General features: G+C 48.5%; 12 protein-coding genes. 6 read left to right on the plus strand and 6 right to left on the minus strand.

Annotated elements, in window-relative coordinates:
• Nucleotides 1-36: 36 nt before the first annotated feature.
• Nucleotides 37-2,118: a glycine--tRNA ligase subunit beta gene (glyS, locus tag LRP49_RS24720; protein ID WP_274146283.1), complete on the minus strand. Its 2,082-nt coding sequence runs from the start codon at nucleotides 2,116-2,118 to the stop codon at nucleotides 37-39.
• Nucleotide 2,119: 1 nt separating this feature from the next.
• Entirely contained in the window at nucleotides 2,120-3,037 is a 918-nt protein-coding gene (glyQ, locus tag LRP49_RS24725; protein ID WP_274146285.1) for a glycine--tRNA ligase subunit alpha, read from the minus strand.
• 362 nt (nucleotides 3,038-3,399) lie between these two features.
• On the opposite strand from glyQ, the gene LRP49_RS24730 reads away from it, so the two are divergent.
• Nucleotides 3,400-3,957 (plus strand): TMEM165/GDT1 family protein, encoded by a 558-nt coding sequence (locus tag LRP49_RS24730; protein ID WP_274146287.1) that lies wholly within the window; start codon nucleotides 3,400-3,402, stop codon nucleotides 3,955-3,957.
• An 85-nt stretch (nucleotides 3,958-4,042) separates the two neighbouring features.
• The gene (locus LRP49_RS24735; protein WP_274146289.1) at nucleotides 4,043-4,306 is read left to right on the plus strand and encodes a hypothetical protein; all 264 of its coding nucleotides are present in this window, start codon (nucleotides 4,043-4,045) and stop codon (nucleotides 4,304-4,306) included.
• Between the two features lie 38 nt (nucleotides 4,307-4,344).
• Here the strand turns inward: LRP49_RS24735 and tusA are convergent, their stop codons facing one another.
• On the minus strand, nucleotides 4,345-4,590 hold the full coding sequence (gene tusA / locus LRP49_RS24740; RefSeq protein ID WP_274146304.1) for a sulfurtransferase TusA: 246 nt from the start codon (nucleotides 4,588-4,590) through the stop codon (nucleotides 4,345-4,347).
• Nucleotides 4,591-4,917: 327 nt separating this feature from the next.
• Between tusA and LRP49_RS24745 the strand changes: the two genes are divergently transcribed.
• Nucleotides 4,918-5,859 (plus strand): LysR family transcriptional regulator, encoded by a 942-nt coding sequence (locus tag LRP49_RS24745; protein ID WP_274146291.1) that lies wholly within the window; start codon nucleotides 4,918-4,920, stop codon nucleotides 5,857-5,859.
• A 111-nt stretch (nucleotides 5,860-5,970) separates the two neighbouring features.
• Here LRP49_RS24745 and acuI read toward each other — a convergent pair whose 3' ends face one another.
• The 3 genes from acuI to fadB all read right to left on the minus strand — a co-directional run bounded on the left by acuI (nucleotide 5,971) and on the right by fadB (nucleotide 10,487).
• The gene (acuI, locus tag LRP49_RS24750; protein ID WP_274146292.1) at nucleotides 5,971-6,951 is read right to left on the minus strand and encodes an acrylyl-CoA reductase (NADPH); all 981 of its coding nucleotides are present in this window, start codon (nucleotides 6,949-6,951) and stop codon (nucleotides 5,971-5,973) included.
• 180 nt (nucleotides 6,952-7,131) lie between these two features.
• Nucleotides 7,132-8,295, minus strand: a complete 1,164-nt coding sequence (gene fadA / locus LRP49_RS24755; RefSeq protein ID WP_274146294.1) for an acetyl-CoA C-acyltransferase FadA — start codon at nucleotides 8,293-8,295, stop codon at nucleotides 7,132-7,134.
• Nucleotides 8,296-8,321: 26 nt separating this feature from the next.
• Nucleotides 8,322-10,487 (minus strand): fatty acid oxidation complex subunit alpha FadB, encoded by a 2,166-nt coding sequence (fadB, locus tag LRP49_RS24760; RefSeq protein WP_274146296.1) that lies wholly within the window; start codon nucleotides 10,485-10,487, stop codon nucleotides 8,322-8,324.
• A 260-nt stretch (nucleotides 10,488-10,747) separates the two neighbouring features.
• Between fadB and LRP49_RS24765 the strand changes: the two genes are divergently transcribed.
• From LRP49_RS24765 to hemG, 3 genes are read left to right on the plus strand one after another with little or no spacing between them, the layout of a single operon-like run.
• A complete protein-coding gene (locus LRP49_RS24765; protein WP_274146298.1) occupies nucleotides 10,748-11,374 on the plus strand; it encodes a YigZ family protein in 627 nt (208 codons plus the stop codon).
• A gap of 42 nt (nucleotides 11,375-11,416) precedes the next feature.
• The gene (locus tag LRP49_RS24770) at nucleotides 11,417-12,874 is read left to right on the plus strand and encodes a TrkH family potassium uptake protein (RefSeq protein ID WP_274146300.1); all 1,458 of its coding nucleotides are present in this window, start codon (nucleotides 11,417-11,419) and stop codon (nucleotides 12,872-12,874) included.
• 17 nt (nucleotides 12,875-12,891) lie between these two features.
• Nucleotides 12,892-13,416: a menaquinone-dependent protoporphyrinogen IX dehydrogenase gene (gene hemG / locus LRP49_RS24775; protein ID WP_274146302.1), complete on the plus strand. Its 525-nt coding sequence runs from the start codon at nucleotides 12,892-12,894 to the stop codon at nucleotides 13,414-13,416.
• The last annotated feature ends 83 nt before the right edge of the window (nucleotides 13,417-13,499 follow it).

The raw sequence follows: 13,499 nt of genomic DNA on the forward strand, positions 1-13,499 counted from the left end.
CGCATATGCGAGGCTTTTTTTGTCAGCGAGGGTGGTTTATTTCTGTAGCAGAGAAATGTCTGCAACATTCATAAACTGGCTACGCAGGGTATTCAGCAGTGCCAGACGGTTAGCTTTCAATGCTTCGTCTTCTGCCATAACCATTACATTATCGAAGAAGGTATCAACAGGTTCACGCAGTTCTGCCAGTTGAGTCAGTGCCGCTTGATAGTCGCCTGCAGCGAATACAGGCTTCAGTGCCTCAACCATTGCAGTGACTTTCTCTGCCAATGCTTTCTCTGCATCTTCAACCAGCAGTTCGCTGTTGATGGTGTCAGACAGCTCACCGTCGTATTTCGCAAGGATGTTACCTACACGCTTGTTGGCTGCTGCCAAAGACTCAGCTGCATCCAGTGAGCGGAAGTGCGTTACCGCTTTCACGCGCTTGTCAAAGTCAGCCGGTTGAGTTGGGTTCATCGCAAGCACAGCTTGAATAGCATCGATGCTGTGGCCTTCATCTTGATACCATGCACGGAAACGACCCTGCATGAATTCAATCACGTCAGCTTCAACGTTATCGTTGGTTAGGCGGCTAGTGCCATCTTCGTTGGCGAAAAGTGACTTCGCTTTGGCGATAAGGTCAGTTAGGTCTAAGTCGTAACCGTATTCAACGATGATACGCAGTACACCCAAAGAAGCACGGCGCAGTGCGAATGGGTCAGAACCTTTTGGTGCTTGGCCAATACCGAAGATACCCACGATAGTGTCCAGCTTGTCTGCCATTGCCAGCGCAGATGACACACCATTGCTTGGCAGATCATCGCCTGCGAAACGTGGCATGTATTGCTCGTTAAGTGCTACAGCTACTTCTTCAGCTTCACCGTCGTGGCGTGCATAGTGCATGCCCATCACACCTTGAGTGTCGGTGAATTCGAATACCATTGATGTCATCAAGTCACACTTCGCCAGAAGGCCTGCACGTTGTGCTTTCTCTACATCAGTACCAATCTTGTCAGCAATATAGCCAGCAAGCTCAGTGATGCGGTCTGTCTTGTCTTTGATAGTACCCAGTTGCTTCTGGAAAATCGCCGTCTCAAGTTGAGGTAAGCGGTCAATCAGAGGACGCTTGCGGTCGGTATTGAAGAAGAACTCTGCGTCAGCAAGACGTGGGCGAACCACTTTCTCATTACCTTCGATAACATGGCGAGGCTCTTTAGACTCGATGTTAGAGACGAAGATAAAGTTAGGCAGCAGTTGCTTGTCTTCGCTGTAAACAGGGAAGTACTTCTGGTCACCTTTCATGGTGTAAACCAGTGCTTCTGCAGGTACCTTCAAGAACTCTTCTTCGAAGGTTGCGGTCAGTACGACAGGCCACTCAACCAGAGACGTTACTTCTTCAACCAGATCGTCATCCAGATCGGCGATACCACCTACCAGTTCAGCTGCTTTCTGAGAGTCTGCAATGATCAATGCTTTACGAGCGTCGTAATCAGCCATGACTTTGCCGCGCTCTTCCAAAATGGCAGGGTACTGATCAGCATTGTCGATAGTGAATTCCGCCTCGCCCATAAAACGGTGACCGCGAAGGGTACGAGAAGATGCTACACCCATGATGGTGCCTTCAATCAGCTCATCACCCATTAGGATGGTCAGTGTTTTAACAGGGCGGATGAAAAGAATATCTTTGTTACCCCAACGCATTGGTTTCGCAATTGGTAGGTTAGCCAATGCTTTGTCAGCCAGTGCCACAATGATTTCTTTGCTGTTTTGGCCTTTCACTTCTTGTTTGAACAGAAGCCATTCGCCTTTGTCTGTTGCCAGGCGTTCAGCTTGATCGACAGTGATGCCACAACCACGTGCCCAGCCTTGAGCTGCTTTGGTTGGGTTGCCTTCTGCATCAAACGCTGCAGATACTGCAGGGCCGCGTTTTTCAACCAGCTTATCTGCTTGTTGATCTGCCAATGCAGCCACTTTCAGGGCCAGACGGCGAGGAGTCGCATACCAGGTTACGCCTTCGTGCGTCAGTTCAGCATCTTTCAAGCCTTGCTCAAAGTTTGCTGCAAATGCTTCAGCCAGTGTGCGAAGTTGCGTTGGCGGCAACTCTTCAGTACCCAGCTCAATCAATAAATTCTTTGCCATCTTACTTCTCCTCACCCTTTTTACACATTGGGAAGCCCAGAGCTTCTCGTGATGCGTAGTACGCTTCAGCAACTGACTTGGTCAGATTGCGAATGCGCAGGATGTAGCGTTGACGCTCAGTCACAGAGATTGCTTTACGTGCGTCTAGCAGGTTGAATGCATGGCCTGCTTTTAGAATGCGCTCGTACGCTGGCAGTGGCAGAGGTTTCTCTAGCTCAAGCAGCGTTTTACATTCTTTCTCGCACTGGTCGAAGTAAGTGAACAGGAAATCTACGTCTGCGTGTTCGAAGTTATACGTTGATTGCTCAACTTCGTTTTGATGGAAGATATCACCGTACGTTACTTTACCGAACGGGCCGTCAGTCCAAACCAAATCGTAAACGGAGTCTACACCTTGGATGTACATTGCTAGACGTTCGATACCGTAAGTGATTTCACCTGTAACAGGCTTACACTCAAGGCCACCAACTTGTTGGAAGTAAGTGAACTGTGTCACTTCCATACCATTTAGCCAAACTTCCCAGCCAAGACCCCAAGCACCCAGCGTTGGGTTTTCCCAGTTGTCTTCTACGAAGCGGATATCGTGAACCTCTGGGTCGATACCCAGAACACGCAGCGAACCCAGATACAGTTCTTGAATGTTGTCCGGAGACGGCTTCATGATGGTCTGGAATTGGTAGTAGTGCTGAAGACGGTTAGGGTTTTCACCGTAACGGCCATCAGTCGGACGACGTGAAGGTTGCACATACGCTGCTGCGATTGGCTCTGGACCAATTGCACGCAGACAAGTCATTGGGTGAGAGGTGCCAGCACCTACCTCCATGTCGAGTGGTTGCACGATGGTGCAGCCTTGTTGGGCCCAGTAATCCTGCAGCGCGAGGATCATGCCCTGAAAAGTTTTAACGTCGAATTTTTGCATCGTCAGGTTCGCGCGGTTAATGAAAAGAAAATAACACGCGATTATAACGCGCAAGGCTTGGGATAAGTAGGGGTAATGGCGGTTTTTTGTCCTTTGAAATGTAAGGCAGAGAGGGGGGTCGAAAGCCAAGCGGACGAAGGGTTGTTTTTTGAACCTGTGAAAGGCTAGAATGCGCCCGCTCTTGGGGAGTAGTCTCTTGCGCCAGCAAGGCCATTATCAACATAGTTGAAGCCACAATGCTTCATGGTAATGGCGACACACGACAGTGAGTTTGACGAGACCAATGACAAAGAACACGAACCGGGCGGGGCGTGTGTTTTGTCATGGTTATCGAATTATAAACCTCGCCCCGGGAAGACACTATGAGCGTGCTAGCTATATCTATTGCCACCGTTGCCTTGGCGGAAATCGGTGACAAGACCCAACTTCTTTCTTTGCTTTTGGCGAGTCGATACCGCAAGCCCATTCCTATCATTTTGGCGATCTTGTTTGCGACCTTATTAAACCATGCTATCGCTGCGTGGCTTGGTGTTGTGGTCGCAGATTATCTGACACCGGATGTGTTGCGTTGGGTGTTAATTGTTAGCTTTGCGGTGATGGCATTTTGGGTGCTTATTCCTGACAAGCTAGATGACGATGAAAGCGTATCGAACCGAGGACCTTTCGTTGCGAGTTTCATTGCGTTTTTTATTGCAGAGATTGGCGATAAAACCCAAGTAGCAACGACGGTACTGGGGGCGCAAAACTCTGATGCATTAACCACGGTGGTCATCGGTACAACCATCGGCATGTTGATTGCTAACGTACCTGTGGTATTGCTTGGTAAAAAGGCAGCGAATGCGTTGCCACTGAACATCGTACGGTATGCGACAGCGGTATTGTTCGCTGTGCTGGCTGTCGCGACCTGGTGGTTGCGATAAGCGTGTTGTGTGATTGTGGTGACAACCTTGGGCCGGAATTCGTGATAGCGTGACAATAGTAGCGTCGTGACCAAAGGAGCTAGAAATGGAAAGGTTTCTCGCGATCAGCCCGAAAAGCCAGATGTGGCTATTTCACACTGCACTAGCACTCAATATTCTTGGGATGGTTCTTACTGACATGTGGTTACCCATGGTAGTTGGTACAATAGTGACCACTTACTTGTCCATTGATGTGATGGTGAGAGTTAGGTATGTACTGCCGATGAAAAAGATGATGCGTGACTTAGAGCATGAGAATGCATCATTGCGGCGAAAAATGACCGATGTTGAAGAAACGTCGGTTTACTAGTTCTGAAACCAAAAGGCAGCCGTCGCTGCCTTTTATTCTTATAGTCCTTTTTTAATTAGGTACTTATAAGGGCTTGAAGCGGAATCTTGGGCAACAAGAGTGTGATCCATAAAGCGACAGAAGCTTGGAATATCACGTGTGGTTGATGGGTCATCCGCTGTCACCAGCAATGTTTGTCCGTCAGCCATGTTGCGAATCGTCTTTCTTACCATCATCACCGGCTCTGGGCAGCGCAGCCCTTCGGCATCTAAAAAGTGATCCGGATTTTCAAATTCTGAGCTCATATTCATTTTTCACATTGAAAACGTCGGTCTGATCATACTTATGAAGACTAAATAATCAACAGGGGTTGGTTTTGTAAAATTGTTGTGTAAGTTATTTAACAAGTTGTTAACGAGGTCTTGGAGAAGGCCTTCGGTACGGACAAACAACTAGGCTAACTCACTCATCGACTACACTCATACCCAGTTTTCTTGGGCTTCCCCGCTTTCATGCGGGATTTTTTTTGTCCAAAATTCGTGATTTGTAAAATGGGTGTCGGTTTCACGAAAAGCATACGGCGAAGATAGGCTTGCGTATAATGGCTGAACATACCACTTCTTAGGCTTTCTATGGAACTTGAAGATATCTATCGCCGCGATTTAAACCTGCTTATCGCACTGCGTGTTTTGCTTGAAGAAGGCAGCGTCAGTAAAGCGGCCATTCGTCTCAATCTCAGTCAGTCGGCGATGAGTCGTGTCCTAGGCCGTTTAAGAAGTTTAACCAATGATCCTCTGTTTACGCGCCACGGACAGCATCTGATCCCGACACAGCGTGCATTGGAACTCAATGCGTCGCTGACAGCCCCGTTGGATGCACTCTGTACCGTCTTGTCACCGGAAGAATTTGACCCAGCGCAGTGCGACCAAACATTCAAAATAGCAACGACTGATTACGCGATGCAAACCATATTGCCTTTTGCGCTACCTCGTATCTATGAAGAGGCACCTGGATTGTCACTAGAGTTTGCTCCCTTGCAACATGATCAGTTAATGCGTCAATTGACATCAGAAGGGTGTGACATGGCAATCTGTCGGCCGACAGGCCCCGTTGACCCACTGCAATCTGATACCTTGGGGTTGGTGAGTGTGTTCTGCTTAGTTGCAAAGCATCACCCATTGGCGGACAAAACGCTGACACTTGAAGACTACCTAACCTACCCACACGCTGTGATTGCGATCAGTGATGGTGTAAAAGCACTGATTGATGAAGCACTTCGTGGTTACCCTCAACCCAAGTTGGCGTTGCGTGCATACCATTTAGAGGCCGCAGTGGCGATGGTAGATAGCCTGCCTCTCATCATCACTGTGCCGGCCGATTTGGCGTATCTAGTGGGGGAGAAATACGACTTGGTGATTAAGCCGTTACCATTTGAATTCAAGCCATTTGATTATTCGTTGATCTGGCATCCAAGAACCGAGCACTCGGCCGCCCAGATTTGGCTTAGAAACCTTATCAAAGAAGAGTGTGGTCGATTGATCGCTAGCCGAATTAAAGACATGGGATTCGTTTAAATCGTTTGTGAAATGTCCGTCACCCACGCTGAGGTTGTCAGGATTATTATTTGGCGGATAAGAAACAAAAAACGGAGCCAAAGGCTCCGTTTTGATTTTAGTAGATAGTGCTTAGAGCTTGATAACAACGCGGCCTTTAATCTGACCGTTGGTAATTGCTTCTGCTGCTTCTGGCACTTCTTCTAGTGTGATTTCGCGACAACCATCTTGGAAGTAGCTTGCAGGTAGGAGATCAGAAATACGGGACCATGCTTTCTGACGGCGATCGTAAGGCGCGTAAACGGAATCAACACCCAGTAGTTTCACACCGCGCAGGATGAATGGCATGACGGTTGTTGGAAGGTCGAAACCACCGGCTAAACCACATGCTGCAACCGCACCGTCGTAATCCATTTGAGCCAAGACTTTCGCCAGCATTTTGCTGCCCGCGGTATCAACGGCACCTGCCCACAGTTGTTTTTCCAATGGACGCGCTGGCTCTTCAAACTCGCTACGCTCAACAACACGGCTTGCACCTAGTGCTTTCAGCCATTCGCCGTTTTCGCTTGCGCGACCAGTGACTGCGACAACTTGGTAGCCCAGTTGAGCCAGAAGGGTAACCGCCACAGAACCTACACCGCCACTTGCGCCAGTGACTAGGATTTCACCTTTCTCAGGTGTGATGCCAGCATCTTGCAGAGCTTGTACACACAGCATTGCTGTCAGGCCTGCGGTACCGATTTTCATTGCTTGGTCGCCAGACAGTTTTTCTGGTAGTGGTACGAGCCAATCAGCTTTCAGACGTGCTTTTTGTGCCATGCCACCCCAATGGCCTTCGCCTACGCCCCAGCCCGTTAATACGACTTTTTGGCCTGCGGTATAACGGTCATCGGTAGACTCAGCAACAGTTCCGACCAAGTCGATGCCTGGCACCATCGGGAATTGACGACAGATCTTTCCTTTACCAGTGATTGCCAAACCGTCTTTGTAGTTAAGGGATGAGTATTCGACATCGATAAGTACATCACCTTCCGGCAATTGGCTTACATCCAGTTCTTGAATGCTAGATGTGGTGATTTTGTCTGCTTGATCCAGTACGAGAGCCTTAAACATGGCATGTCCTCCGAAGGGGGGAAGAAGATAATTGGTTGAGAATCAATATGCTTAAAGTGTAGAGCGAAACAGAGTATGAAAATAATGAAACTAATTCATTTTATCTATGCGTTGAAAGCATATCGATGACCTTAAACGGAAAAACCGGGCGAGTGCCCGGCTATTTTCGCTTAACACACGTTATACGCGCTCAAACACGGTTGCTATGCCTTGGCCCAACCCGATACACATGGTGGCAAGTCCAAGCTCGACATCATTGTGTTCCATCAGGTTGATAAGCGTAGTCGAGATTCGTGCGCCTGAGCAACCCAGTGGATGACCAAGCGCAATGGCTCCACCATTCAGGTTTACTTTTTCGTCGACTTTATCCAATAAACCGAGGTCTTTCGCACAAGGGAGAGACTGTGCAGCAAAAGCTTCATTGAGTTCAATCATCCCAATGTTGTCCATGGTGACGCCTGCACGTTTCATGGCTTTATGCGTCGCTGGAACAGGGCCGTATCCCATGATGGAGGGATCACAGCCCGCAACGGCCATTGAGCGAACTCTTGCGCGGATTGGTGCACCGAGAGCTTTGGCTTTCTCTTCACTCATAATGAGCATGGCTGCTGCACCGTCTGATAGTGCAGAAGACGTACCCGCAGTAACGGTGCCGTTGGCGGGGTCGAACACTGGACGTAACGCTGACAGGGTTTCTACCGTGGTTTCAGGGCGGATGACTTCGTCGTCTTCCATCAAGAACAACCCGCCTTTCTCGTCATGCGCTTCGGTTGGCATGATTTCGTTTTTGAAGCGGCCTTCAATTGTTGCTGCATGGGCACGCTGGTGGGAGCGGGCTGCAAAGGCATCTTGCTGCTCTCGGCTGATACCGTGAATACGGCCTAGCATTTCAGCGGTCAAGCCCATCATGCCAGCCGCTTTCGCTACTGACTTGGAAAGGGCAGGGTGAAAATCTACGCCATGGGTCATAGGGACATGCCCCATGTGTTCCACTCCACCAATTAAGCAAACATCGGCATCGCCGATCATGATGGCGCGCGCCGCGTCATGCAGTGCTTGCATGGAAGAACCACAAAGACGATTAACCGTTGTCGCAGCAACAGAATGAGGTAAACCTGCGAGCAGCGCAGCATTACGGGCGACGTTGAAGCCTTGCTCTAACGTTTGCTGTACACAGCCCCAGTAGATATCTTCAATTTCGTTTGGGTCAAGCTGAGGATTTCGCGCAAGTAGTGAGGCCATCAGATGCGCAGACAAATCTTCTGCGCGAGTATGTCGAAAAGCTCCGCCTTTCGATCGTCCCATTGGTGTTCGGATACAGTCGACAATCACAACGTTTTTCATAATATTTTCCTCTCAATTCCTTGTGGTTACGCAGACTGTCGTTGGGCATCAAAATACCCTTCGCCTTTAGCTGCTTTGTCGCGCAATCCTTGCGGCACGTCATAAGCAGGACCAAGTTCGGCAAAGCTATCAGCAATTGCCACGTAGTTTGCTAATCCAATGGTATCTAGGTAGCGGAATACACCACCGCGGAAAGGAGGAAAACCTAATCCATAAACTAATGCCATATCGGCTTCTTGTGGTGTTGCAATGATGCCCTCTTCTAGACAGCGCACCACCTCGTTGATCATTGGCACCATCATGCGATTGATGATCTCGTCATCGCTGTAATCTGTGCTATTTCCTAATACTGGTGCAAGTAAGCCCGAGACATCAGCATCCACGTCTTTCTTCGGCTTGCCTTTGCGATCAACGGAGTACTTGTAGAAGCCAACACCGTTTTTCTGACCGAAGCGCTCAGACTCGAACATGACATCCACTGCATCGCGATAGCTTTTCGCCATGCGCTCAGGAAAACCTTCTGCCATGACCGCTTGTGCGTGGTGCGCGGTATCAATGCCAACTACATCCAGCAAGTAAGCTGGGCCCATTGGCCAGCCGAATTTCTTCTCCATCACCTTGTCGATTTTGGTGAAGTCAGCGCCGTCACGAAGCAGCATGCTAAAGCCCGCGAAGTAGGGGAACAGGACACGGTTTACAAAGAACCCAGGGCAGTCGTTAACGACCACTGGGCTTTTGCCCATCTTGGCGGCGTAAGCGACCACGCGAGCGACGGTTTCCTCTGAAGTGTCTTTACCTCGAATAACTTCAACCAGCGGCATGCGATGGACTGGGTTAAAAAAGTGCATACCACAGAAGTTTTGCGGACGCTTTAGTGATTGCGCGAGCAAGTCGATTGGTATGGTGGAGGTGTTGGAGGTCAATACCGCGTCTTCTGGCAGAATGCCTTCAACTTCACTCAATACCGCTGCTTTTACTTTCGGGTTCTCAACCACCGCTTCAACAACTATGTCAGACTGTTCAATGCCGGCGTAGTGGAGGCTAGGGGTAATGGATGCAAGGATGTCAGCCATTTTCGTGCCATTTAAGCGACCGCGCTCGAGTTGCTTGTTCAACAGCTTCGATGCTTCTTTCATCCCCATTTCCAATGACGCTTGGCTGATGTCTTTCATCAGAACAGGCACGCCTTTACGCGCAGACTGGTAGGCGATACCGCCGCCCATAATACCTGCGCCCAAAACGGCACCACGTTTTGTCGGTTTGCCTTCTTTGGCGGCTTTCTTCGCCTTGGATTTTAGGTATTGGTCACTAAGGAAAATCCCGACCAACGCTTGAGTAACATCGTTTTTGGCTAGCTTAACGAAATGCTTGTTTTCGATGACAAGTGCATCGTCACGACCAGAGCGTGAGGCTTCTTCAATCGAAACCACGGCTGTCATAGGAGCCGGGTAATGTGGGCCCGCGACTTTTGCGACCATGCCTTTTGCCATGGTAAAGCTCATGGTGGCTTCAATTTTGTTTAGTTGCAGTGGGGCTTTTTTCTGTGCGCGGCGAGATTGCCAGTTCAGTTTGCCTTCAATAGCTTGTTTGGCTAGCTTCAGTGCCGCATCTTCGAGATCGTCCGGTGCCGTTACAGCATCGACAAGGCCAATCTTCAGAGCCGCATCTGCACGGCTTTCTTTACCTGCAGTGATAAGCTCCATCGCGGTATCTGCGCCCACAAGACGAGGCATACGCACAGTGCCACCAAACCCTGGCATGATCCCAAGTTTGGTTTCCGGTAAACCAATGCGTGCTGTGGAATCCGCTATACGGAAATCGGTAGCAAGAATACATTCACAGCCGCCACCCAAGGCAAAGCCGCGAATCACTGAAATAGTTGGGAAGGGTAAATCTTCGAGTTTGTTGAAGATGTCATTGGCGTGGGTGACCCACTGAGACAATTCTTGCTCTGGTTTTGTGAACAAGCCAAGAAACTCGGTGATATCAGCCCCAACTACAAATGCTGGTTTGGCTGAGGTTAGCAGCAGGGCTTTCACGTTTGATTGTTGCGCCAGAGCATTCAGGGCTTCGTTGAAGCTCTCAAGTGTCGCGAGATCAAATTTGTTAACAGAACCGGGTGCATCAAGATTCAGTTCCGCAATACCATCATCCAGATAGCGAACGGAAAGTGTGTCACCTTGGTAAATCATGTTCTATCTCCGTATTGCCAGCTCTTCGTCTGGTTTTGGTTTACCTTCATGTAGGGGTGAGATCCTGGTTAGACCAGAGTTTTAGTCTGAGCTGCTCTGAACAAAAAGGCAACAAAAATGTTAAACGCTTGTTTGAATTTTGTGTTTTGTTTCCGGGGTTATCGAGTTAACTGTTTATTATTACTGTAGTTAATCTCAATAAGGGGGAGATCAAATTCCTGTGGTAAAATTTTTGCCCTTTTTATGACGTGGTAGTTCGTATGAATAACGCTCCTTATCTGATACCCGCCAAGGCGGTTGTAACAGAAGAAGAAATAAAGAAAAGTCGCTTTATTACATACTTAGCGCATACACCAAGCATTGAAAGTGCAAAAGCCTTCGTTGCAGAAATCAAAGCGAAACATGCGGATGCACGTCATAACTGTTGGGCATTTGTCGCAGGTCGTCCTGAAGACTCAATGAGCTGGGGATTTAGCGATGATGGGGAGCCGTCAGGCACTGCAGGCAAACCTATTCTTGCTCAGTTAACGGGGAGTGGTGTTGGTGAGATCACCGCAGTAGTAACGCGTTACTATGGTGGTATCCGCCTTGGTACGGGAGGATTAGTAAAGGCTTATGGTGGTGGCGTTCAGCACGCTCTCACACAATTAGTAACAAACGAGAAAGCAATTACGGTGCAGTTCACATTAAGCTGTGAATACCCTCACATTGCACTAATAGAATCTATACTGGCTTCCCACAATGCGGTTCAGGTTGATACTGAATTCAGCCATAATGTGGTGATGACAGTGGAAGTGGATGCACGGAATGCCGATCAGATCGCGGAAGAAATAGTAAACCGCTCCCGAGGTCAGGTAAGCATAGTCGAGCTAAATAATAATCAATAATTCAGGTAAGAGCCTGAATATAAGGAAGCGCCGTCTTAGGCTATGCAATTTCGCTCAATCATTCGAATCGTCGGGCTATTACTGGCCCTTTTTAGTATCACCATGCTGGCTCCAGCTGTGGTGGCCTTTATCTATCGTGACGGGGAAGGTTTCCCGTTTGTGCTTACCTTTTTTCTTCTCCTTGCTGGTGGCGGTCTGTTGTGGTTCCCCAATCGGCAATTTCGGCATGAGCTAAAAGCCCGGGATGGGTTTTTAATCGTTGTCCTGTTTTGGACGGTTATCGGCAGTGCCGGTTCTATTCCTTTCATGTTGTCTGAACAACCCAATATGTCAGTGACCGACGCCTTTTTTGAATCATTTTCAGGTCTGACTACAACGGGTGCAACAGTCATTGTAGGGCTGGATGAGTTGCCGAAAGCGGTGCTTTTTTATCGTCAGCTACTGCAATGGTTTGGGGGGATGGGGATCATTGTACTCGCGGTAGCCATTCTGCCTGTGCTGGGTATCGGTGGTATGCAGTTGTATCGAGCGGAAATACCGGGTCCGGTAAAAGACAGCAAGATGACCCCGCGTATAGCTGAAACGGCAAAAGCACTCTGGTATATCTATCTGGCATTAACCATGTCTTGCGCAGCAGCATATTGGCTGGCGGGTATGTCGGTGTTCGATGCTATAAGCCACAGTTTCTCAACGGTTGCAATTGGTGGGTTCTCGACTCACGATGCGAGTATTGGCTATTTTGATAGCCCCGCAATTAACTTCATTACGGTTTTCTTCCTCTTTATATCAGCGTGTAACTTCTCATTGCACTTTGCTGCGTTTGCGAGTGGAAAACTGCATCCTGGCTTCTACTTCAAAGACCCAGAGTTCAGAGCATTTGTTCTTATTCAGATCATCTTATTGGCGATAGTGTTTTGGATGCTAATGAGCAAAGGCACGTATGACTCGGAGTTTGAAGCGTTTAACCAAGCGATTTTCCAGACGGTATCTATTTCTACCACAGCGGGGTATACCACTACTGGCTTTGCAGATTGGCCCTTGTTTCTACCTGTCCTTCTATTGTTTTCTTCATTTATAGGGGGGTGTGCAGGTTCAACGGGTGGCGGTATGAAGGTGATCCGTATACTTCTTCTATCACTGCAAGGTTCACGTGAGCTCAAACGTTTGGTTCACCCTCGTGCGGTTTACACCATTAAGGTGGGTAATAAAGCATTGCCACAGCAAGTCGTGGATGCAGTATGGGGATTCTTCTCTGCGTACGCGTTGGTATTTGTGATTTGCATGCTTTGCCTTATCGCGACAGGTATCGATGAGCTAACCGCATTTTCTGCAGTCGCAGCAACACTGAACAACCTTGGGCCAGGACTCGGCGAAGTCGCTGTTCACTTTGGTGATATAAATAGTTCGGCGAAATGGGTACTGATTATCTCTATGCTCTTCGGACGACTGGAAGTCTTTACGCTACTCGTCTTATTTACGCCGACATTCTGGCGAAGCTGATCAACTTAGGAATACACATGAAAAAGGCACTTTTACTTCATTCGAGCCGTGAAGGGCAGACCGTGAAGATTCTCAAAGCAATGGAAAGCGAGTTAGCAGATGAGTATCAGTGTGAGTTGGTGGATCTGCATGCAGTGTCATCCGTGAATATCGATAACTACGATAAGGTCTTAATTGGTGCCTCTATTCGTTACGGGCATTTGAACAAGAAACTCTATCAATTTATCGAAACGCACCTTACTGCATTAAAAGATAAGAAAGCGGCCTTTTTCTGTGTGAACCTGACAGCACGTAAGCCGGGTAAAGATACGCCAGAAGGCAGTGTCTATGTGAAGAAGTTTCTCAAGTTGTCACCTTGGCAGCCCGAACTGATCGGCGTTTTCGCAGGTGCACTCTATTATCCGCGCTACAAACTGTTCGATCGTGTGATGATACAGTTCATTATGCGTATGACAGGCGGTGAAACCGATGCAACGAAAGAGGTGGAATATACGAACTGGGAAAGAGTGAAGGAGTTTTCTGAGCGATTTCGTTCCCTTTAGCATCACTTTGTTTGAAAAGTAATCGAACACGCCGTTTTTATAAGAAAACTGCAAAAAAGCCCTTGCCAACTTTTCTTAGCTCC

This window comes from Enterovibrio qingdaonensis (genome assembly GCF_028683135.1).
GTDB lineage: Bacteria > Pseudomonadota > Gammaproteobacteria > Enterobacterales > Vibrionaceae > Enterovibrio > Enterovibrio qingdaonensis.